General features: G+C 61.4%; 23 protein-coding genes. 15 read left to right on the top strand and 8 right to left on the bottom strand.

Annotated features, from left to right (window positions below; translation table 11 throughout):
- The first annotated feature begins 38 nt into the window (after positions 1 to 38).
- From ACRC4F_RS11105 to ACRC4F_RS11095, 3 genes are all read left to right on the top strand, one after another.
- A complete protein-coding gene (locus tag ACRC4F_RS11105; RefSeq protein WP_438659353.1) occupies positions 39 to 497 on the top strand; it encodes a VOC family protein in 459 nt (152 codons plus the stop codon).
- Positions 498 to 717: 220 nt separating this feature from the next.
- Positions 718 to 1593, top strand: a complete 876-nt coding sequence (locus ACRC4F_RS11100; RefSeq protein WP_438659352.1) for an alpha/beta fold hydrolase — start codon at positions 718 to 720, stop codon at positions 1591 to 1593.
- 18 nt (positions 1594 to 1611) lie between these two features.
- A complete protein-coding gene (locus tag ACRC4F_RS11095) occupies positions 1612 to 2562 on the top strand; it encodes a LysR substrate-binding domain-containing protein (protein ID WP_438659351.1) in 951 nt (316 codons plus the stop codon).
- 127 nt (positions 2563 to 2689) lie between these two features.
- On the opposite strand, the gene leuD is transcribed toward ACRC4F_RS11095, so the two are convergent.
- Together leuD and leuC are read right to left on the bottom strand one after the other, a co-directional pair.
- Positions 2690 to 3304: a 3-isopropylmalate dehydratase small subunit gene (gene leuD / locus ACRC4F_RS11090; protein ID WP_438659350.1), complete on the bottom strand. Its 615-nt coding sequence runs from the start codon at positions 3302 to 3304 to the stop codon at positions 2690 to 2692.
- Entirely contained in the window at positions 3301 to 4722 is a 1422-nt protein-coding gene (gene leuC, locus ACRC4F_RS11085) for a 3-isopropylmalate dehydratase large subunit (protein WP_438659349.1), read from the bottom strand. Before leuC ends, leuD begins: the two co-directional genes overlap by 4 nt.
- Before the next feature lie 427 nt (positions 4723 to 5149).
- On the opposite strand from leuC, the gene ACRC4F_RS11080 reads away from it, so the two are divergent.
- From ACRC4F_RS11080 to ACRC4F_RS11045, 8 genes are all read left to right on the top strand, one after another.
- Positions 5150 to 6346: a PepSY-associated TM helix domain-containing protein gene (locus ACRC4F_RS11080; RefSeq protein WP_438659348.1), complete on the top strand. Its 1197-nt coding sequence runs from the start codon at positions 5150 to 5152 to the stop codon at positions 6344 to 6346.
- Positions 6343 to 6885 carry a thiamine pyrophosphate-binding protein gene (locus ACRC4F_RS11075; RefSeq protein WP_438659347.1) on the top strand — a complete coding sequence of 181 codons (543 nt, stop codon included), beginning with the start codon at positions 6343 to 6345 and terminating at the stop codon, positions 6883 to 6885. Before ACRC4F_RS11080 ends, ACRC4F_RS11075 begins: the two co-directional genes overlap by 4 nt.
- Complete coding sequence (locus ACRC4F_RS11070; RefSeq protein WP_109633514.1) at positions 6882 to 7205, top strand: hypothetical protein; 324 nt, start codon at positions 6882 to 6884, stop codon at positions 7203 to 7205. Before ACRC4F_RS11075 ends, ACRC4F_RS11070 begins: the two co-directional genes overlap by 4 nt.
- Positions 7202 to 7774, top strand: coding sequence for a DUF6162 family protein (locus ACRC4F_RS11065; protein ID WP_438659346.1), 573 nt, complete (start codon positions 7202 to 7204; stop codon positions 7772 to 7774). The genes ACRC4F_RS11070 and ACRC4F_RS11065 overlap by 4 nt, the downstream gene beginning before the upstream one ends.
- A 35-nt stretch (positions 7775 to 7809) precedes the next feature.
- A complete protein-coding gene (locus ACRC4F_RS11060) occupies positions 7810 to 8736 on the top strand; it encodes a metal ABC transporter substrate-binding protein (RefSeq protein ID WP_438659345.1) in 927 nt (308 codons plus the stop codon).
- A 74-nt stretch (positions 8737 to 8810) separates the two neighbouring features.
- A complete protein-coding gene (locus tag ACRC4F_RS11055) occupies positions 8811 to 9569 on the top strand; it encodes a metal ABC transporter ATP-binding protein (RefSeq protein WP_438659365.1) in 759 nt (252 codons plus the stop codon).
- Positions 9569 to 10468 (top strand): metal ABC transporter permease, encoded by a 900-nt coding sequence (locus ACRC4F_RS11050; RefSeq protein ID WP_003226663.1) that lies wholly within the window; start codon positions 9569 to 9571, stop codon positions 10466 to 10468. Before ACRC4F_RS11055 ends, ACRC4F_RS11050 begins: the two co-directional genes overlap by 1 nt.
- The gene (locus tag ACRC4F_RS11045) at positions 10469 to 11368 is read left to right on the top strand and encodes a metal ABC transporter substrate-binding protein (RefSeq protein ID WP_438659344.1); all 900 of its coding nucleotides are present in this window, start codon (positions 10469 to 10471) and stop codon (positions 11366 to 11368) included.
- A gap of 203 nt (positions 11369 to 11571) precedes the next feature.
- Here the strand turns inward: ACRC4F_RS11045 and ACRC4F_RS11040 are convergent, their stop codons facing one another.
- From ACRC4F_RS11040 to ACRC4F_RS11020, 5 genes are all read right to left on the bottom strand, one after another.
- Entirely contained in the window at positions 11572 to 11799 is a 228-nt protein-coding gene (locus ACRC4F_RS11040; protein WP_010461182.1) for an MbtH family protein, read from the bottom strand.
- A gap of 81 nt (positions 11800 to 11880) precedes the next feature.
- Positions 11881 to 13293 carry an aspartate aminotransferase family protein gene (locus ACRC4F_RS11035; protein ID WP_438659343.1) on the bottom strand — a complete coding sequence of 471 codons (1413 nt, stop codon included), beginning with the start codon at positions 13291 to 13293 and terminating at the stop codon, positions 11881 to 11883.
- Positions 13294 to 13370: 77 nt separating this feature from the next.
- Positions 13371 to 13856 carry a GNAT family N-acetyltransferase gene (locus tag ACRC4F_RS11030; RefSeq protein WP_438659342.1) on the bottom strand — a complete coding sequence of 162 codons (486 nt, stop codon included), beginning with the start codon at positions 13854 to 13856 and terminating at the stop codon, positions 13371 to 13373.
- 404 nt (positions 13857 to 14260) lie between these two features.
- The gene (locus ACRC4F_RS11025) at positions 14261 to 15586 is read right to left on the bottom strand and encodes an ATP-binding protein (RefSeq protein ID WP_438659341.1); all 1326 of its coding nucleotides are present in this window, start codon (positions 15584 to 15586) and stop codon (positions 14261 to 14263) included.
- On the bottom strand, positions 15583 to 16266 hold the full coding sequence (locus ACRC4F_RS11020; protein ID WP_438659340.1) for a response regulator: 684 nt from the start codon (positions 16264 to 16266) through the stop codon (positions 15583 to 15585). The genes ACRC4F_RS11025 and ACRC4F_RS11020 overlap by 4 nt, the downstream gene beginning before the upstream one ends.
- 335 nt (positions 16267 to 16601) lie before the next feature.
- Here ACRC4F_RS11020 and ACRC4F_RS11015 point away from each other — a divergent pair, with 335 nt between their 5' ends.
- The 4 genes from ACRC4F_RS11015 to dsbG all read left to right on the top strand — a co-directional run bounded on the left by ACRC4F_RS11015 (position 16602) and on the right by dsbG (position 20752).
- A complete protein-coding gene (locus ACRC4F_RS11015; RefSeq protein WP_438659339.1) occupies positions 16602 to 17279 on the top strand; it encodes a hypothetical protein in 678 nt (225 codons plus the stop codon).
- A gap of 127 nt (positions 17280 to 17406) precedes the next feature.
- Positions 17407 to 19140, top strand: a complete 1734-nt coding sequence (gene dsbD, locus ACRC4F_RS11010; protein ID WP_438659338.1) for a protein-disulfide reductase DsbD — start codon at positions 17407 to 17409, stop codon at positions 19138 to 19140.
- Complete coding sequence (locus ACRC4F_RS11005) at positions 19140 to 20006, top strand: prolipoprotein diacylglyceryl transferase family protein (protein WP_438659337.1); 867 nt, start codon at positions 19140 to 19142, stop codon at positions 20004 to 20006. The genes dsbD and ACRC4F_RS11005 overlap by 1 nt, the downstream gene beginning before the upstream one ends.
- On the top strand, positions 19982 to 20752 hold the full coding sequence (dsbG, locus tag ACRC4F_RS11000) for a thiol:disulfide interchange protein DsbG (protein WP_438659336.1): 771 nt from the start codon (positions 19982 to 19984) through the stop codon (positions 20750 to 20752). Before ACRC4F_RS11005 ends, dsbG begins: the two co-directional genes overlap by 25 nt.
- Before the next feature lie 114 nt (positions 20753 to 20866).
- Here dsbG and ACRC4F_RS10995 read toward each other — a convergent pair whose 3' ends face one another.
- Positions 20867 to 21679 (bottom strand): alpha/beta fold hydrolase, encoded by an 813-nt coding sequence (locus ACRC4F_RS10995; protein ID WP_438659335.1) that lies wholly within the window; start codon positions 21677 to 21679, stop codon positions 20867 to 20869.
- Between the last annotated feature and the right edge of the window lie 71 nt (positions 21680 to 21750).

Genomic DNA, 21750 nt, shown 5'->3' with positions numbered 1-21750 from the left:
GGAACACCTTCAATTCACAACAACAAGGGAGAACCGTCATGAGCGTCAAACCCATTCCAGAGGGTTATCACAGCATCACGCCTTATCTGGGCATTCAGAAAGCGGCCGAAGCGATCGAGTTTTACAAGAAGGCCTTTGGCGCCACCGAAGTCATGCGCCTGGCTATGCCGGATGGCGGGATTGGCCACGCCGAACTGCGCATCGGCGATTGCCCGATCATGCTCGGCACGCCGTGCGATCAGGGACCATTGAGCAATCCGGACAATTCGCCGTCCGTGGGGCTGCATTTGTATGTGAACGATGTGGACAAGTCTTATAAACAGGCGATTGCGGCGGGCGGCACAGTGGTGTCCGAGGTCAAGGATCAGTTTTATGGCGATCGTTCGGGGACCTTGAGGGATCCCTATGGGCATCTGTGGTTCCTGGCGACGCGCAAGGAGGATTTGACTCAGGAGCAGATTGAGCAGCGGGCGAAGGAGATGTTTCAGCAGGGTTGAGTTTTGTAGTGAATGTTAAGCCCTCATCGCGAGCAGGCTCGCTCCCACATTGAACCGTGTACACAAATCCATTGTGGGAGCGAGCCGGCTCCGGGCGGCGTTCCGACGATGGGGCCATCAGCAACACCACACACTTCATGAACAAGCGCACCACGCTTTGCGCCTTGCCCCCGGCGCGCAACACTTTCAGGATGCAGGCAACTACAACAAGGACTCGCTCATGTTCGCCGGATTCCTGAAAGACCAGCGCCACGTCAACGGTGTGGACATTGCCTATCGCATCGGCGGCAGCGGGCCGGGCCTGCTGTTGCTGCACGGCCACCCGCAAACCCACGTCATCTGGCACAAGGTCGCTGAACAACTGGCCGCGCACTTCACCGTGGTCGCCGCCGACCTGCGCGGTTACGGCGACAGCGGCAAACCGCCGGCCAACGATCACCACACAAACTATTCCAAACGAGAAATGGCCAAGGACAGTGTCGAGCTGATGAAGTCCCTGGGCTTCGACCAGTTTTCGGTGCTGGCCCACGACCGTGGCGCCCGCGTGGCCCATCGCCTGGCGCTGGATCATCCCGACACCGTGCAACGCACGATGCTGCTGGACATCGCCCCGACCCTGTCGATGTATGCGCAAACCAACGAAGCCTTTGCCCGCGCCTACTGGCACTGGTTCTTCCTGATCCGTCCCGCGCCGTTGCCGGAAACACTGATCGAAGCTGACCCTGAATCTTACCTGCGCAGCGTGATGGGCAGCCGCAGCGCCGGGCTCAAACCGTTCACGCCCGAGGCCTTCAGCGAATACCTGCGATGCCTGAAACTGCCGGGCACAGCATGCGGTATCTGCGAGGACTACCGCGCCAGCGCCAGCATCGACCTGGAACATGACCGCGCCGATATCAAGTCCGGGCATTATCTGCACCTGCCGTTGCTGGTCCTGTGGGGCGCCGAAGGGACGGTCGGGCGCTGTTTCGAGCCGCTCAAGGAATGGCAACACGTGGCCACCGACGTCCGTGGCAAAGCCCTGCCAGCCGGCCACTACATTGCAGAAGAAGCACCCAAACTGCTGCTCGCCGAAGTGCTGGGTTTCCTGCGCTGATCGCGGCATCTCGCTGCTATGCTGGCGGCTCATGCCGCCAGTGTTCGTTCTGCCATGACCACCAAGAAAGACAACGTGCCCTTACCCGAAGACCTGCGTGTACTCCTCACCGTGATCCGCAAGAGCGGTTTCGCCGCCGCTGCCGATGAGCTGGGCCTGTCGCCCGCCTACGTCAGCAAGCGCATCCAGATTCTCGAAACCACCCTCGGCACGCGCCTGCTGCATCGCACCAGCCGCCGCATCGCCCTGACCGAGGACGGTGAACGGGTCCAGCGCTGGGCGCTGCGTATTCTCGATGACTTCCAGCAACTGCACGACGAACTCTCCGACGCCCACGACAGCCCTCGCGGACGCCTGCATTTGTGCAGCAGTTTCGGTTTCGGCCGCCATCACGTGGCGCCGGCCCTTTCGTTGCTGGCCGAGCGTTATCCCGACCTGGAAATTCGCCTCGACCTGTTCGACCGAGTGGTGGACATCGTCAATGAAGGCTTCGATCTGGAGATCCGGGTCGGCGATGACATTCCCGGCCAGCACATCGGCCGCCGGTTGGTGAGTAATCGACGGGTCGTCTGCGCGGCGCCCGGTTACCTGCAACGTCAGGGCGTGCCGCAAACGTTGAGCGAACTGGAGCAGCATCATTGCCTGGTGATCAAGGAGCGCGACAACGCCTTCGGCATCTGGAACCTGGAACGCAACGGGGTTCAAGAAAGCGTGCGGGTCAGCGGGCCGCTGTCGTCCAATAACGGCGAGATTGTCTTGCAGTGGGCGCTGGACGGGCGCGGCGTTGTGCTACGGTCGTTGTGGGATGTGAAACCGTTACTGGAGCAAGGGCGGCTGGTGCAGCTGCTGCCCGAATACAGCCAGAGCGCCAACGTCTGGGCGGTGTACCCGACGCGACTGGCGTATTCGGGGAAGCTGCGGGCGTGTGTGGAGTTTTTGCAGGAGCATTTCAAGGGGTTGTCGGTGTAGCCCGGGTAAATACAGGTCAAAAATGTGGGAGCGAGCCTGCTCGCGATGAGGCCATTACATTCAACATCTATGTTGACTGTCACGCCGCTATCGCGAGCAGGCTCGCTCCCACAATTGGATTTGTATTTCAGCTTAGCCAGGGGTTGGCGGCCAGGTGTTTGCGTTCGAAGGCTTTGATTTGCTCGCTGCGCTGCAAAGTGCTGCCGATGGCGTCGAGGCCCAGCAGCAATGCTGTTTTACGCAACGTGTCGATCTCGAACGGAATGACCCGACCGTCGTGGAGGCGAATCTCCTGATCTTCCAGATCGACATTGATCAGCGCGCTGTCCGGCTCACTGACCACTTGCCCAAGCTGCTGTGAAACGGCCTCATCGAGGGTAATCAACAACACCCCGTTACGCTGGCAGTTGTCATAGAAAATCCCGGCAAAGCTGCTGCCGATCAGCGCCCGAATCCCCATCTGCTTCAAGCCCCAGACCGCATGTTCCCGGCTCGACCCGCAGCCAAAGTTCGGCCCGACCACCATGAAGCTTGCACCCTTCCATGCCGGTTTGTTCAGCACAAACTCAGTATTCAGCGAACCGTCCGGCCTAAACCGCAGGTCAAAAAACAACCCCCGATCCAGCCCGGCCCGGTCGATGCCCTTGAGAAACTGTTTGGGCATGATCACGTCGGTGTCGATGTTGGCCGCGAGCATCGGCGCCGCCTTGCCGGTGACCCGAGTGAAAGGTTGCAGGTTCATGCGCGGTCTCCAAAGTGACGGATGTCGGTCAGGCGGCCGGTGATCGCCGCGGCGGCGACCATCGCCGGGCTCATCAGGTGAGTGCGTGCGCCCGCGCCCTGACGGCCTTCGAAATTGCGGTTGGTGCTGGAGGCGCAGCGGTCGCCCGGCGACAGCACGTCGTCGTTCATCGCCAGGCACATCGAGCAGCCGGATTGGCGCCACTCAAACCCGGCCTCGATAAAGATCGCCGCCAGACCTTCGGCTTCCGCCTGATTGCGCACTTCGGTGGAGCCCGGCACGATCATTGCGCGCACGTGTCCGGCAACGTGTTTGCCCCGCACGACGCTGGCGGCATCGCGCAGGTCTTCGATGCGCGCGTTGGTGCAGGAACCTATAAAGGCGTGGCTGATGACGATCTCGCTCAGCGGCATGCCCGCTTCGAGCCCCATGTAATTCAGCGCCCGGCGCATGTCCTGACGCAGGATCAGATCGCTGACGTCTTGCGGGTCAGGCACGCACGCGCCAATCGGTGACGCCTGGTCCGGGCTGGTGCCCCACGTGACCATCGGCTCCAGGGTGCTGGCGTCGACCCGGACTTCACGGTCGAAGTGCGCGTGCGCATCGCTGTGCAGTGCGCGCCATTTCTCGACTGCTTGCTCCCACAACTCGCCTTTGGGCGCACGGGGCTTGCCCTTGAGATAGGCGAAGACTTTCTCGTCCGGCGCCATGAACGCGCCCCGCGCCCCAGCCTCGACGGCCATGTTGCAGATGGTCATGCGTGCTTCGACGCTCAAGGCATCGATGGTCGAACCGCAAAACTCGATGGCGTAGCCGGTCGCGCCCGACGCACCAATCTGGCCGATCAGCGCCATGATCACGTCCTTGGACGTCAACCCCGGCGCCAACTCGCCATCAACTGTCACGCGCATGCTTTTCAGGCGTTTGTAGACCAGGGTCTGGGACGCCAGCAGGTGCTCGATTTCGGAAGTGCCGATACCGAAGCCGAACGCCCCGAGGGCACCATAAGTGGTGGTGTGGCTGTCGCCCGCGGCGATCACCATGCCCGGCAGAATGAACCCCTGCTCCGGCGCGATGACGTGTTCGATGCCCTGGCGTTTGTTGAGGATGTCGAGCAACTCGATACCGAAGTCCCGGCAGTTTTGCGCCAGGTACGACACCTGCCGCGCGCCACCGGGGTCGGGCATGGCGGCGATGCGCACCGGGGCGGTGGGGTTGACGTGATCGACCACGGCCAGCGCGGTTCCGGCACGCCAGACTCCGCGCCCGGCCTCGCGCAAACCGCTGAACGCCTGGGGACTGGTGTACTCGTTGATGACCTGGCGATCGATGTACAACAGGACGTGGCCCTGGTCATCGAGGCGACACACCGTGTGGGAATCGATGTGTTTGTCGTAGAGGGTTCTTGCTGGAGTCATGGAGAGGCTCGCTCAGGCTCGCGGGTGAAAGGCGTCTGGGCTCCATCTTAGGGAGTGGGCCATGGCCATCAATGGCCGGAGAGTGATCCCGTGAACCATGGTTCGTGTTGGATCGAGGAAATGTTCCAGTTTGAACTGAACACTGGTTCCCTGTGGGAGCGGGCTTGCCCGCGATTGCGGTGGGTCAGCCTACGTGGATGTTGAATGACAGGACGCTATCGCGGGCAAGCCCGCTCCCACAGGGGACGCTGTGTTCGTGGAACGCGAAACATTTACTTTCACATTGTCGTTCGGGATTTCCGTTCCTCATCCGTCCTATATAGATGCAGTCAGTCCGCGTAGGCAAAAGCCACGGGCCGGCCTTTCATGGACCTCATCGCTGGGAAGCCCGCAGCAGAGGCCTTCTCATCGATACAAGACCTTAATCATGTCGAAGAAATCCCGCTCCAAACTCTGGTTTCTGGTCCACAGCTGGCTGGCCTTGCCGATCTGGTTTTTTGTACTGATCGTCTGTGTCACCGGCACGCTGGCGGTGGTCAGCCAGGAAATCGTCTGGCTGGCCAACCCGCAAATGCGCGCCAGCCAGCCCACGGACGATGCGCCGCTGCTCAGTTACGACCAGATCATCGCCGCCATCAAGAAGGCCGAACCGAACACCCTGGTCGAGGGCATCAGCCGGCCCGACGAGTCGCACTTCGCGCTGGATGTCGATGTCAGCTACCCCGACGGGCGCTCGGTCAAGGTTTACGTCAATCCGTACAGCGGCGTGATCCAGGGCACCGCCCCGCCATTCAATTTCCAGGCCTTCACCCGTGCGTTGCATGGCTGGTGGCTGGTGCCGTTCACCAACGGTTACAGCTGGGGCTGGTACCTGGTGTCGTTCCTGAGTCTGCCTTTGCTGGCGTCACTGGTGACCGGGCTGGTGGTCTACAAGCGCTTCTGGAAAGGCTTCTTCCGGCCGACGTTGCGCATCCGTCATGGCGCGCGGATTTTCTGGGGCGACTTTCACCGCCTGAGCGGCATCTGGTCGATCTGGTTCATCGCGGTGATTTCCATCACCAGCACGTGGTTCCTGATCCAGGCCTTCATGTTCGATAACCAGGTGTCGATTTCCACCGCGCCGGTAGCCTTGGTGGTTCCGCGTGAGAGCGTACCGGTGAGCACCGATGGCTCGCCGGCGCCGATGATCAGCATGGAAGCCGCGATTGCCCAGGCCAAGGAACGCATTCCCGGCCTGGAAGACAGCTTCGTCAGCATGCCCGCCAATGCCTACAGCTACCTGACGGTGGGTGGACGCAGTTGGTATCCGTTGATGTTCCAGACCGCCGAAATCAACCCGTACACCGGTGATGTCGCCGCCACCCGCCTGCTGTCGGACCGTTCCGGCCTGGAGTTGGTCACCGAATCCATGCGGCCGTTGCACACCGGTGATTTCGGCGGCCTCTGGATCAAGCTGATCTGGTTCTTCTTCGGTTTGATCCTGAGCATGATGGTGCTGAGCGGCCTGCTGATCTGGACCAAGCGCACCGCCCTGGCCACGGCCAACGCCCTCAAGCGCAAAGACAAACGTCCGCGCACCGCTGCCGCCGTCACCAGCCGTGAAACCACGGAGGCCAGCCAATGAGCCTGTTCATCGCTGACAAACCCGCCTCGAAACTGAGCCGCTTCTGGCACAAATGGCGCTTCCACATCAACGTCCTGCTGTTGCTGGTGCCTCTGGGCTTCATGCCCAAATACTTTGCTGACGCGGCGCTGTTTCGCGGTGATACCGGGCTCGGTGAACGAGAAATCGGTGAAGTGCAGGTCGGGCCCTGGAGCCTGCGCCTCGCCGAACTGCGCAACGAAGCCCCGACCCTCGATGGCCCGGCCGGACACATGAAGAGCTTCAGCGCGGCGCTGTGCGACAGCTGCCGCGATCAGGTCAAGGCCACTTACCTGCGCATCGGCAAACCGCGCAGCCTGCGCGCCGCCGGAGTGATTTTCTTCGGCACGCCGTACCGCATGGGCGCCATGTTGCCGATCCCCGACAAGACCAAGGCCGACGCCGAACTGTGGATCACCATGGAAGGCTGGGACGGCGCAATGCACCAAGCGTCGATCCCCCTGAGCCAGGCATCCCCCGCCACCCTCGCGTGGCTGACCAAACAAGGAGGCAAACCATGACGCTACGTTCTCTGAATGCGGCTCTGCTGGTGCTCTGCGCCGGTTTCAGCGCCAGCGCCCTGGCCCACAACCCGATGTGCGAATGCAAAGCCATCGACGCCGAACAAATCAAATGCACCGGCGGTTTTTCCGACGGCAGCGGCGCGCCCGGCGTGACGCTGGATGTGATCGGCTATGACGAAACCATCCTCGTGCCGGGCAAGCTCGGCGCCGATTCGACGCTGACCTTCAAGAAGCCCGGCGCCGAATTCTACGTACTGTTCGACGCCGGCCCCGGCCACGTCGTCGAGATCGACCAAGCGGACATCGAAGCCCCATGAGTACGCCGACTACGCACGTTGTTCGCCCGGCCGGTGCCGGCCATGAAACCCTGTATGTGTTGCTGTTGTGCCTGATGATTCTGGCGGTGGCCGGTTCAGTGGTTGCCTGGCGCCATGAGTCTCAGGAAGTCAGCAGCGTTAACAGCCATCAGCTGGATGCCCGTCGCGATCTGAGCGCATCCGAGCAAGGGATCTACGCCGACCTGCGGGTGACGCTGGACGAGATCCATCTGCTACGCCAGGAACAGCAAGCGCTGCCGACACCGGCAACGCTTGCCGATGAAGGTTTTGCACCGTTTGCCCAGGACGCCAGTTCCGTCAGCCGTGGCGGCCATGCCTGGCAGTTGCTCGACACCAAGGCCTACTTCGGTCAGAGCCAGACGCCTGCGGTGGCCGGTTCGTTTCTGATGCGCCTGACTGCCGGCGACGATGCGCCGGACGTCTGGCTCAACCGCGGCAAAGCCCTCGCGGCCCCGGCCGATCTCACTGATGCCGCGCTCGAAAGCGCCGGCTGGCAGCAGATCGTCGCGCAATTCGATGCCGGCGTGACCCGCCAGCACCGGCACTGAACCCTCGCCTTCACCCGAGAGAAGACCGCTTTCCCATGCCTAGTTCATCTCAACGCTCTTTCCTGCGCCCGCTGCTGATCGGCCTGCTGGCCTTGCTGCTGACGCCACTGGCCAGCGCCGACGAAGCCAAGCGCCTGCGCATCGGCATCACCCTGCACCCTTATTACAGCTATGTGGCCAACATCGTCGGTGACAAGGCCGAGGTGGTTCCGCTGATTCCGGCCGGTTTCAACCCGCACGCCTACGAGCCCCGCGCCGAAGACATCAAGCGCATCAGCGGGCTCGACGTGATCGTGCTCAACGGCGTCGGTCATGACGACTTCGCCGACCGCATGATCGCCGCCAGCGAAACGCCGAACGTCCCGGTGATCGAAGCCAACGAAAACGTACCGCTGCTGGCCGCCACCGGGGTCGCCGCACGCGGTGCCGGCAAGGTGGTGAATCCGCACACCTTCCTGTCGATCAGCGCCTCGATTGCCCAGGTCAACAACATCGCCCGGGAGCTGGGCAAGCTCGACCCGGCCAACGCCAAGACCTACACCCAGAACGCCCGCGCCTACGGCAAACGCCTGCGGCAGATGCGCGCCGATGCCCTGGCGAAACTGACCCAGGCGCCGAACGCCGAACTGCGGGTGGCCACGGTGCATGCGGCGTATGACTACCTGCTGCGTGAATTCGGCTTGGAAGTGACGGCTGTGGTCGAGCCGGCTCACGGCATCGAGCCGAGCCCGAGCCAGCTGAAAAAGACCATCGATCAACTGCGTGAACTGGACGTGAAGGTGATTTTCTCGGAGATGGATTTCCCGTCTACCTACGTCGAGACCATCCAGCGTGAATCCGGGGTGAAGCTGTACCCGCTGTCGCACATTTCCTATGGCGAATACACCGCCGACAAGTATGAAAAGGAAATGACCGGCAACCTCAACACCGTGGTCCGGGCGATTCAGGAGTCGGGAAAATGACGGCTAAAGAAACACTCAGCGAATCCCCTGTAGGAGCGAGCCTGCTCGCGAAGGCGTCGAGTCAGCCGATATCGATGTTGACTGACCCACCGCTATCGCGAGCAGGCTCGCTCCCACAAGTTTCGGGGCCAACCTTGGATTTTGCGCAGGTCAGTTTGACGCTGGGCCGCACGACGATCCTCGACAACGTGACCTTCCAGGTCCAGCCCGGCAGCGTGCACGCGCTGGTGGGCCCGAACGGTGGTGGCAAGAGCTCGTTGATCAAGACCCTGCTCGGACAGATGCCGCATCAGGGCCGCTTGAGCCTGCAATGGCCGGGCACACCCGGGACCATCGGTTACGTGCCCCAGGCGCTGGAATTCGACCGCGGCCTGCCAATGACCGTCGACGATTTCATGGCCGCGATGTGTCAGCGTCGGCCGGCGTTCCTCGGGTTGAGCAAGCATTACGCGGCAGCCATTGGTGAAGCGCTGGAACGGGTCGGCATGCAGGACAAACGCAAGCGGCGCATGGGTGCGCTGTCCGGCGGTGAGCGTCAGCGCGTGTTGCTCGCTCAAGGGTTGATCCCGGCGCCGCAGTTGCTGGTACTCGACGAACCGATGTCGGCCCTTGATGAGGCCGGTATCCAGGTGTTCGAACGGCTGCTCGGCGACTGGCGCCAGAGCGGCATCACCGTACTGTGGATCGAGCATGATCTGGAAGCGGTCGGACGTCTGGCGGATCGCGTCACCGGGCTCAATCGCCGGGTGCTGTTCGATGCCACGCCCCAGCAAGCACTGACTCCAGAACGCTTGCTGACCCTGTTCTCGACCCATCCACGGAGCGCTGCCTGATGAGTTATGAAGCCTTTCGTTTGATGGTCCAGGGCTGGGCGTCCTCGGGTTACCTGCCCGAAGCGTTGGCCTATGGATTTGTGGTCAACGCGCTGCTCGCCGGTTTGCTGATCGGCCCGGTGCTGGGCGGCCTGGGCACGCTGGTGGTGGTCAAACGTTTCGCGTTTTTCTCCGAGGCGGTGGGCCACGCGGCATTGACCGGCGTGGCCATCGGCATCCTGCTCGGCGAACCGTACACCGGGCCTTACGGCAGCCTGTTTGGTTACTGCCTGCTGTTCGGCATCCTGCTCAACTACCTGCGCAACCGCACGGGACTGGCGCCGGATACGCTGATCGGCGTGTTTCTCTCGGTGTCGTTGGCGCTGGGCGCGAGCCTGCTGCTGATCCTGGCGGGCAAGATCAACGTGCACATCCTCGAAAACGTACTGTTCGGTTCGGTGCTGACGGTCAACGGTAATGACCTGCTGGTGCTGGCCATCGTCGGCTCGCTGGTCATGGCACTGGCCTTGCCGCTGTACAACCGCATCATGCTCGCCAGTTTCAACCCGCAACTGGCGGCGGTACGCGGTGTGGCAGTGAAGACCCTGGATTATCTGTTTGTGATTCTGGTGACCCTGATCACCGTGGCTGCGGTGAAAGTCATCGGCGCGATTCTGGTCGGTGCGCTGCTGGTGATTCCGGCTGCGGCGGCGCGCCTGCTCAGCCAGTCGCTGAAGGGGTTCTTCTGGTGCTCGGTGCTGATCGCCACGGTCAGCACGCTGTGCGGGATCCTCGCGCCGATTGTCTTCGACCTGCCTATTCCGTCCGGTGCCGCGATCATTCTGGTGGCCGGTATCGCCTTCGCCCTCGCAGCCATTGCGCGTGGCGTCGTCCCAAGCCTGAAAGGGAACCTCGGATAAATGTCTTTTTCTCTGCGTCAATTGACCCTGGCCGTTGCCCTCTGCGGGCTGGTCAATACAACCTTTGCAGCGGACACAAAACCACTGCGCGTGCTGGCGTCCTTGCCGATCACCTACGGGCTGGGCGAAGTCCTGCTCAAGGGCACCAACGTCAGCCTCGAGCGTGCCGCGCCGGCGAACCTGCCGGGCAGCCGTCAGACTGCGTACTTCACCGGTCGCGGCGCTCCGGCGCTGGCCAAACTGGCGACCGACGCCGATGCGGTAATCGGTTTGCGCTCACTGTGGGCGGATGATCCGCTGTACCCGATCTCGCGGCGCAGCAACATTCGCATTATCGAAGTCGACGCCGCGCGCCCGGTGGATGGCGCCCTCCCCGGCATCGCCGTGCAGCCGGGTAACAAGGTCGACGGGTTGAACAGCCAGCCGTGGTTTTCCAGCAACAACATGGGGCGGATGGCGGATGTGATGGCGGCTGATTTGGTGCGTCTGGCGCCCGCGGCAAAACCTGCGATCGAGGCAAACCTGGCGACGCTGAAGCAGCGTTTGCTCAAGCTCAGTGCGGACAGCGAAGCGCGGTTGGCCAGCGCCGATAACCTCAGTGTGATGAGCCTTAGCGATCACTTTGGCTACTTGATCGGCGGGCTGAATCTGGAGCTGATCGGCCTCGATGCACGGCCGGATACCGAGTGGACCCCTGAAGCGCTGAAGCAATTGGGTGCGACGCTGAAGGACAATGACGTGGCGGTGGTGTTGCATCATCGCCAGCCGTCGGAGGCGGTGAAAGCGGTGATTGCCGAGGCTGGCAGTCGGTTGGTGGTGTTGAGCGTGGACGCGGCGGATCCGGTGGCCGAGCTGGAAGGAAATGTGGATTTGCTGATCAAGGGGTTGAGTGGGGCGTAACCTCAGTTAGTCCGTGTCATCGTTCATCGCGAGCAGGCTCGCTCCCACATGGATCTCCAGCGAACACATTATTTGTGAACACCGCAGATCCAATGTGGGAGCGAGCCTGCTCGCGATGGCGGCCTGAAAGGCGATACAAATTCCAGACATGAAAAAGCCCGCTGACTGTTAACAGTTCAGCGGGCTTCTTTTTGCGCCGTGCCTTAATTAGCCACTGCCGCCTGCTCATCCATCTTCTGACGCAAGCTCAACGGACGCATATCGGTCCAGGTTTCTTCGATGTAGGCCAGGCATTCCTTTTTCAGGCCGCTCTTGCCCACGGTGCGCCAGCCGGCTGGCACGGCTTTGTAGTCGGGCCAGATCGAGTATTGCTCTTCGTGGTTGACCACGACCTGAAAGAGGATGTCCTCGCGGTCGAATACTGACGTCATGGTGTGTCTCCATCGCTGTAGGGTGGGCTGCACTGCACGCGCAGCCGGTATGTAGAAGGAACGTTCTGCCGCTCGAAAAATTTAGAGGCTGGCGGTGGCAGCGGCCATGGCCCGGCCGAATATCTCGGCCACCCGATCGATTTCCGCTGCGGTAATCACCAGCGGCGGCAGGAAACGCACCACGCCGCCATGACGCCCGCCCAGCTCAAGAATCAGCCCGCGCTTGAGGCATTCACGCTGCACCAGCGGCGCCAGGCGGCCGAAGATCGGCGGATGACCCAATGCATCGGGCGTGCCCGTCGGATCGACCAGTTCAACGCCGATCATCAAGCCGCGACCACGAATATCGCCCAGTTGCGGGAAGTCCCGCTGCAGGATGCGCAGGTGTTCGCTCAAGCGTTCGCCCATGGCAGCGGCGTGCTCGCAGACCTTGTGCTCGGTCAGGTAACGCATCACCGCAGAACCCGCGGCCATGGCCATCTGGTTGCCGCGGAATGTCCCCGCGTGGGCGCCCGGCAGCCAGGTGTCGAGCCAGTCGCGATAGACCACCACCGCCAGCGGCAGGCTGCCGCCAATGGCTTTGGACATCACCACAACGTCCGGAATGATCCCGGCGTGCTCGAAGGCGAACATCTTGCCGGTGCGGGCGAAACCGCTCTGGATCTCATCGACGATCAGCGCCACGCCGGCCTGTTCGGTGATGCGTCGCAGGCCGCGCAGCCAATCCAGATCGGCCGGGATCACCCCGCCCTCGCCCTGCACCGCTTCGACGATCACCGCCGCCGGCAATTGCACGCCAGCCTCGGGATCATTCAGCAGGTTTTCCAGGTAGCTCAGGTTGACCTTCACCCCTTGCGCGCCGCCGAGCCCGAACGGGCAACGGTAATCGTAGGGATACGGCATGAATTGCACGCCGTTGCTGAGCAAGGCACCCAACGGCTTTTTCGGCCCCAGGCTGCCCATCAGGCTCAACGCGCCCTGGCTCATGCCGTGATAACCGCCCTGGAACGACAGCACAGTGCTGCGTCCGGTGGCGGTGCGTACCAGTTTCAGCGCGGCTTCCACCGCGTCGGTGCCGGTCGGGCCGCAGAACTGGATCTTCGCTTGCGCGGCCAAGGCCGGTGGCAGCAGACCGAACAGGTCCTGGACGAACTGATCCTTGACCGGCGTGGTCAGGTCGAGAGTGTGCAAAGGCAATTCATCGGTCAGCACTTGCTGGATCGCTTCGATCACCACCGGATGGTTGTGCCCCAGGGCCAATGTCCCTGCGCCGGCCAGGCAGTCGATGAAACGGCGGCCTTCGACGTCTTCGACATAAATGCCCTTGGCGCGTTTGAGCGCCAGGGGAATGCGCCGCGGGTAGCTGCGGGCATTCGACTCCTGCTGGTTTTGACGGGCCAGCAGCGGCGATTCGTTGAACTGATAAAGCGTCTCGGCCGGCGCCGGAGTGATCCGGGCCGACTGATCTTCCATAAGGCTGGTAGCGACTGACATCTCTCGACCCCTCAATAAGGTTTTCCTGTTCTGGAAACGCATCAGGGCGCCGAGGATTTAGACCCTCGATCAGCTTTCTATGAAGGCGGCGTCAATGCCTTGTGCATGGGAATGGCGTGGAGCCCGGCGACGGTGAAGATTTCGGCGCAGGGCCGGTAGCCCAAATGACGGTAAAAAGCCTCGCTGGTACGGGTGCTGTTGAGCCGTGCGTGGGCCAGCCCCTGATTGATCAGCCAGCCTTCGAGGTCGTGAACCAGCGCCTCTCCGGCTCCGCGACGAAACCATTCCGGCTGTACGTAGCAGAACGCGACCTTGCCACTGATCGCAGCCATGGCGACACCGACCGGTTTGTCCTGCAACAGGGCGATGTTGAGGTACAACCGTTGGTCGGTCAGCCAGGGTTGCACGTGTTCGATGGTTTTGTTGTGGGTCCAGGTGGCAACGGTTCGCGGGTCGTTGCGGTGGTCGAGTGCACAACCGACACGAATGGAGCGCTCGACGATCCGGCTGATGATGCCGGCGTCGGCGGGGGTTGCCTTGCTGATGTGAATCGATGCATCCATGGCGCTGTTACCTCAATCCATTGAGAAAAAGCTGCCGGGGACGATAGCGCTGGTGGCGGGTGGGTGGCTAATGGAGAGACGTTACATTTGGTGTGCCTGCAGAATTCCCCCTCACCCTAACCCTCTCCCCAAGGGGCGAGGGGACTGACCGTGGTGTTTATTTGAAATACTGCGACCTGAACGTCCTGAGTCGAACTCAGGCTCTGAAAAACGATAAAGATCTGCTCCCTCTCCCCCGTGGGGAGAGGGGACTGACTGTGGTGTTTATTTGACATGCTGCGACCTGAACGTCCTGAGTCGAACTCAGGCTCTGAAAAACGATAAAGATCTGCTCCCTTTCCCCTCTCCCCCGTGGGGCGGTCCGACGTTTCGGGAGGGCTGGGGTGAGGGGTGGATTTTGAAGTTCACACCGGCTGCAAAGGCATCGTCAACTCAACCCGCAACCCATCCGGGCGGCTGTCGAAATGCAGGGTGCAACCGCAGCGCTGGACAATCGCCTGGACAATCGCCAGGCCCAGTCCGCAGCCGGTGCTCTGGCCGTTGCGCCAGAAGCGTTGGGTCAGGTGTTGCAGGTCGTCTTCGGCAATGCCCGGCCCGTGGTCGCGAACCAGAAAGCGCGCACGACTGCCGGTGGTTTCCAGGCTCAGCTCTACCGCCCCGTCGCCCGGGGTATGGCGCAGGGCGTTATCCAGCAGATTGCGCAATGCGGCGATCGACAGCACCGCAGGCATCTGCACCGGCGCATCGGAGAATTTGGCCGGCATTTGCAGCTTGATTCGCCGACGATCACCGCTGGCGGCATCCTGAATCGCCAGTTTAGCCACTTGCTCGGCGCTGCATTGCACGCCGTCATCAAACGACAGACTGCCCTCGACCCGCGCCAGCAACAGTAATTGTTCCAGCGTGCGGTGCATGCGGTCGGCGCCCTCTTCGGCCCGAGCCAGGGATTGATCGCGCGCCGCGCCGTCGGTCATGCGCGCCACTTGCAGGTGGGTTTTGATTGCCGTCAGCGGGCTGCGCAGTTCGTGGGCCGCGTCGCCCGTCAGGCGGCGCTCGCGTTCGATGGTCTTGCCGATGCGCTGGAACAGCTGATTCTGGGTGTCCAGCAACGGCTGAAGTTCGCTGGGCAGCGGTTGGATCTGTAACGGTTCCAAAGAGTCAGCACTACGGCGCATCAAGGCATCGCGCATCCGGTTCAGCGGTGCGAGTCCCTGGCCGATCCCCAGCCACAACAGGCACAGGCAGCCGAGCAACGCCACGCCCACCGGCACCGAAGCGGCGAGCAGGATCGACATGTTCAGTGCTTCGCGTTCGATTTGCCGGTCAGCCGTGGTGATGCGCAAATCACCGCGGGCCAGGGTGAAACTGCGCCATGGCGCACCGTCGATCATCTGATCGTGAAAGCCCATTTTCTCGGCTTCGAGGGTTTGTTGCGGATCGGTGTGACTGCGGGCGAGGATTTCGCCGCGCAACGAGCTGACCTGGCAGGCCATACCCCCAGGAATATTGAGCTGTTCAGCACTGAAATGCGTGCCCTCGCCCTTGCTCGGTAATGCCGGCAACTGCTCCATCAGACCGGCGACCATGCGCGCCGACGCCACCAGTCGCTGGTCGAGGGAGAACATCATCTGGTTGCGCAGGTCGCTGAGCATCCAGGCCGCCGCCAGGGCCCAGATCAGCGCAAAAGCGGCGCCGAGCGTCAGGCTCAGGCGCAATCGCAGGCTCATCACTTTTTCAATTCCTCTGCACCATCAGCCGGCCCCAGGCGATAACCCAGGCCGCGCACCGTCTCGACAATCCCGTTGCCGAGTTTGCGCCGCAGGTGATGGATATGCACGTTGAGGGCGTTGCTTTCCAGCTCATCGTTAAACCCATAAACGCTGTCTTTCAATTGCTCAGTGGACAGCACCCGGCCACGGTTATGCAGCAAGGCCTGCAACAGCGACTGTTCACGCCGCGAAAGGTCGACGGGCTGACCGCCGAGCATGGTTTCGCGGCTGCTCGGGTCGTAGGTCAGACGGCCGTGTTCGATCAGGTTGACGCTGCGTCCCGCCACGCGTCGCAACAAGGTGTGCAGGCGCGCGGCGAGCTCACGCAGGTCGAATGGCTTGAGCAGGTAATCGTCGGCGCCGGCCTGTAACCCGTCGACGCGATCGGTGACCGAGTCCCGGGCGGTGAGGATCAGCACCGGAATCTCCAGGCCATTGTGACGCAACTGCTGCAACAGCTTCAGGCCGTCCTCATCGGGCAGGCCAAGGTCGAGCACCATGACATCGAACTCTGCCACCTTGAGCATCGCCCGCGCAGCCGACGCAGTGGCGACATGTTCCACCGTCAGGCCCTGGGCCGTAAGGCCGGCGACTATGCCGCTGGCGATCAGCTCATCGTCTTCGCAAACCAGTACGTGCATGGGAGCTCCCTGAGCAAAAAAGCGAGTCAAGCAGGTGGGGATTAAGCCTGAATTATGGCGAGCGAGGCGGCAGACGAGAAGCACATTCGCAAGGTGGGTCTGCAGTGTCAGTCATTAAAGAATGAAACGGCCGCCCGATCTATTCATTGTTCACTGCAGCTAAAACAAAACACGCCGAAACATACAAAACATTCAACGCCGTTTCATTTACAAACAGCGCAGATTAATCTCAGGCCACTAACAACACCAAACAGCAACTTCAACACAGTCGGACAACTCATATAATCGCGCCTATCAATACAACGCGATTTAATCAAACTGAAAGGATTCAGACTATGACAACAATGAACAACTGTGTAGCCGTCGATTGGCGCGCGGGCCACGATCGCATCTATTTCTTTTTCAAGAACAGCGACACCTATTCACGCTTTGATATCGCAGATAACAAAGTCGCGCCAGGCTATCCCACTGCGACCCACGGCCGCTGGGGTACTTTCGATCATTTTGAAGACTTGCGATTCGGCTTCACTACCACTTCGCTGGGTTGGAACCCTAGCACAGACTCGGACGTTCTATGGCTCTTCTATTACGACGGCGGCACCCCCATGGTGTGCAAGTACGATCAGGATGACGACTCCGTGGCCGGGACTGACACCGTCGCCAATTCGCTTTGGGCCCCCCTGCTGCCTTACTTTTCTAAAATCGTTGCAGGAACATGGCGAGAAGTTTCCGGCTTTCCCTTCCTGTTCACCTTTCTCCTGAACGATGGCCGCTATCTAAGTTTTGACTACAAAAAGAATCAACTGACCGCGTACCTCTTGCCGTCGGGCATGGAGCACTACAAAGATCGATTCATAACAGCCGCCCAGTATGACCGAACTTTTGTAGACAGTTACTGGTACATCTTCCTGACCAACAATGAGTACCTGGTATACAACATTCAGCTCAATAAATTGATACAAGGCCCGCGCAAAGTGGATAACACCACTTGGCCCGGTTTGCTGCACGATTGAAGACACATCAGGGTGAAGTGGAAACCGGATATCAATCGCCTCGGTCACCACGCAGGTCTGCGGTTAATCATTGGTTAATCGCAGCCCGCCACTGTGACCCTCACTTGCACAGGGATAAGGCCTACCCATGCGTCGACTGTTTCTGTTTTTTGTTCTCTTGATCTCGGGTGTGGCCCAGGCAGGGACCAATCCGTTCGATACCAAACCTGAATTCCTGCCGGTGGAAAAGGCCTTTGTCTTTACTTCCGAGCGACTTGCATCGGGTGAAACACAGCTCTATTGGCAGATAACCGACGGTTACTATCTTTATCAGAAGCGCCTGAAATTCGAGGGTTTGCCCCCGGAGCAGCATCCGGTGTTGCCTGAAGGCGAAGTGCACAGCGATGAGTTTTTCGGCGAACAGCCGGTTTATCGCCAAGGCCTGGAGCTGAAGATTCCGGCGGGTGCCACCGGTCAGATCAAGGTCGGCTTCCAGGGCTGTGCCGATGCCGGCTTGTGTTATCCGCCGCAGACTCAGGTTGTGGATCTGGGCGGCAATATCGCAGTCGCAACCAACGAAGCACCGGATCAAGTCCTGGCCAGCAGCCTGCAACAACGGGCGCTGGGCTGGAGCGTGCTGGTGTTCTTCGGTCTGGGCCTGTTGCTGGCCTTCACCCCTTGCTCGTTGCCGATGCTGCCGATTCTGGCCGGGTTGATCGTCGGCAGCGGCGCCACGCCCAAACGCGGTTTCGCCCTGGCGACCAGTTATGTGGTGAGCATGGCGCTAGTGTATGCGGCGATGGGCGTGCTGGCTGCGTTGCTCGGGGCGAACCTTCAGGCGCTATTGCAGAACCCGTGGTTGCTGGGCAGTTTCGCGGCGATATTTATCCTGCTGGCGTTGCCAATGTTCGGTTTCTTCGAGCTGCAACTGCCGGTGGCCGTGCGTGATCGGCTGGAAAATGTCTCGCGCAATCAGCGTGGCGGCAGTCTGATCGGTGCCGGTGTGCTAGGGGCCTTGTCGGGGCTGCTGGTCGGCCCGTGCATGACCGCGCCCTTGGCCGGCGCCCTGCTCTACATCGCGCAAAGCGGCAATGCGCTGCATGGCGGGCTGATTCTATTCGCCATGGGCATTGGCATTGGTGTGCCGCTGCTGTTGCTGGTGACCGTGGGCAATCGCTTCCTGCCCAAACCCGGCGCCTGGATGAACCTGCTTAAAGGCGTCTTCGGTTTCCTGTTCCTAGCCACCGCCCTGCTGATGCTGCGGCCGGTACTGGATCAATCGCTGTGGATCGGTTTGTGTGGCGCCTTGTTGCTGATCGCCGCCTACAGTGCCTGGAAACAGTCAGAAGGTTTCGGCCGCGTCGCCCATTTGTTCGGCGCCAGTGCGCTATTGCTCGGGATCTGGGGCAGCTTGCTGATGATCGGCGCCGCCGGTGGCAGTGATGATTTGATCAAACCGTTGCAGGTCTACAGCGCCTCGGCTGCCGGCAATGCCGCTCGCCCGACCGGCCATGAGGCGTTCACCACCATCAATGACCCCGCCGCGCTGCAACGGGAACTGGACGCCGCCCAGGCTCAGGGCCAGTGGGTGCTGCTGGACTACTACGCTGACTGGTGCGTGTCGTGCAAGGTCATGGAAAAGCAGGTCTTCGGCAAGGCCAAAGTGATGGAAGCGCTGAGTGATGTGCGCTTGCTACGGCTGGACGTGACCGCCGACAATGCCGCCAGCCGCGAACTGCTCGGCCGTTATAAAGTGCCGGGGCCACCGAGTTTTCTGTGGATCGGTGCAGACGGCCAGGAGCGTCGCGGCCAGCGCATCACCGGCGAGGTCGATGCCGACACCTTCCTGCAACGCTGGACCACCACCCGAGACGCCCGTTAATGCTGACCTTTACCCTCGGCACCTTTGCCATCGCGCTTAACCATTTGCTGCTGATCAGTGCCCTGGCGCTGGCGACGTTTGTCGGCTGGCGGGTGGCCAAGCGCGGTGGCGAAAACCCGGAGTCGGCGCTGTTCAGCCTGTTTTTGCTGGGCATGCTGGCGGCGCGGGTCGGGTTCGTGATCGCCTACTGGGCCCACTACCGCAACGATCCGTGGCAGATCATCGACCTGCGCGATGGCGGCTTCCTTGCCTGGCCCGGGGTCATTGTGCTGGTGCTCACCGCGCTGTACCGCGGTTGGCGTCGACCCGGTTTGCGCCGCCCGCTGGGTTTCGGGGTGGCCAGCGGGTTGGCGTTCTGGTTGCTGGCGACCTTCTCCCTGAGTATTTACGAACAAGGCACGCGCCTGCCGGAGATTGCCCTGCGCAATGCCGCCGGGGAAACCGTGCAACTGGCGGATTATAAAGGCGGGCCACTGGTGATCAACCTCTGGGCCACCTGGTGCCCGCCGTGCCGCCGGGAAATGCCGGTGCTGGAAAACGCCCAGCAGCAGCGCCCGGACCTGACCTTCCTGTTCGTCAATCAGGCCGAAAGCATGCAAAGCGTCAGCACCTTCCTCGAAACCCAGGGCCTGAGCCTGACCAACGTGCTGTTCGACGGCAGTGGGCGATTGGGTCAGGCCGTGGGTTCCATGGCGTTGCCGACTACGCTGTTCTATAGCCCCGATGGTCAATTGCTGGGCAGCCATCTGGGCGAACTCTCGGACGCCAGCCTGGCCCGCGCCCTGGAAAACTTTGACACCCCTTCTCCTGCCGTACCGGCCACCTCTTCAAGGAAACTGCCATGCCCCGCCTCCGCCACCTGCTGACCCTGACCCTGGGCGCAGCGTTGCTGCACCTGCCGTCGGTGCAGGCCGCCGAAGAATTGCCTGAGGCGATCAAAAAGATCGAAGCCAAGGGCGCCAGGATCGTCGGTCAGTTCGACGCTCCCGACGGTCTGCGCGGGTATGCCGCGCAGTACCAGAATCGCGGCATGGCGCTGTACCTGACCCCGGACGGCAAGCATGTGTTGCTCGGCAATCTGTACGACGCCGAGGGCAATGACCTGAGCAGCGCGCCGTTGCAGAAGCTGGTCTACGCACCGATGTCCAAGGAAGTCTGGGGCAAGATGGAAGCCAGCAACTGGATCGGCGACGGCAACAAGGACGCACCGCGCGTCGTCTATCTATTCAGCGATCCGAACTGCCCTTACTGCAACATGTTCTGGGAACAGGCGCGGCCATGGGTCAAGGCTGGCAAGGTGCAGCTGCGGCACATTATGGTCGGGATCATTCGTGAAGACAGCCCGGGCAAATCCGCCGCGCTGCTGGCCGCCAAGGACCCGAGCAAGGCGCTGGAAGATCACGAGAAGTCCGGCAAAAGCAGTTCGCTGAAAGCCTTGAAAGACGTGCCACCGGCGATTCAGGCGAAACTGGCGGCGAACATGCAGCTGATGGAAGACCTGGAATTGCAGGCCACCCCGGCGATTTTCTACATGGACGACAAGGGCGAGCTGCAGCAACAGCAAGGCGCGCCTTCGCCGGACAAGTTGGTGAAGATTCTCGGGCCTAAGTAGTTCGCTTCAGAGACTCAGTGACCGCACCGCCCCCATCGCGAGCAAGCTCACTCCCACATTGGAATGCATTCCCTGTGGGAGTGAGCCTGCTCGCGATGGGGCCAGTAAGACCGACTAATTTCTCTCAGCCAAAAACTCCAACAACGCCTCAGTCACAAACTGCGGATTCTCCAGATTGGAGATATGCCCCGCCTCCGGCACCAGCACGTACGGGCAACCAATTAACTCAGCCATTTCCTTCGTTTCCGACGGCGGCCGCGGTTTGTCCTGATCGCCGCACATCACCAGCGTCGTTTCAGCGTTCAACTCACCCAGGCGCGGCAACAGATCATCCCGACCAAACGTAATCCGCCCCATCGGCACAATGCTTTCGCGCAGGCGTTCGGACGGCAACGCAGCCAGTTTGGCGCGAAAATCCTGATACAGCGCCGACTGCGGATCGATCCCCGGACGGAAGAAAATCGGCACCACAATGTCGAGCAGCTGTGGCGCAATCACGCCGGTGTCTTCGATCTGCTTGAACAGCGAGAAATAGTATTGGCGAGTCGGCTCCGGCTCGACACCGACGTAGGTGTCCATCAGCACCAGGCCGTTGATCCGCTGTGGTTCCGACAGCGCCAGTCGAGCGCCCCACATGCCACCCACCGACAGACCGACCAGCGTGACCCGATCGATGTCCAGATGATCGAGCAGCGCCACGGCCTGACGGGCGATGTCATCCAGCGATTCTGTACCTTCAGGAAGTGCGCCTGATTCACCGTGGCCCCACAAGTCCAAGGCAATGACCCGGTGGTGTTGCGACAACGCAGTAATCTGCGGTGTCCACATAGCCTGGTCCCACAGGTAGCTGCCGGCCAGCAATACTGCCGGGCCGTTGCCTTGATCGATGTAGTGAAGGGGTTGTCCGTCAATCGTTACGAAGGGCATTGACTGTCTCCTTTGTGAAGGGAATTCAACAAAAAAAGCAGAGGCAGCCTGAGCCGGTCCGAAGCAGCAGT

This window comes from Pseudomonas sp. (assembly GCF_051660785.1).
Taxonomy (GTDB): domain Bacteria; phylum Pseudomonadota; class Gammaproteobacteria; order Pseudomonadales; family Pseudomonadaceae; genus Aquipseudomonas.
Note: the sequence above shows the minus strand (reverse complement) of the source record. Positions and strands in the feature narration are given on the sequence as shown.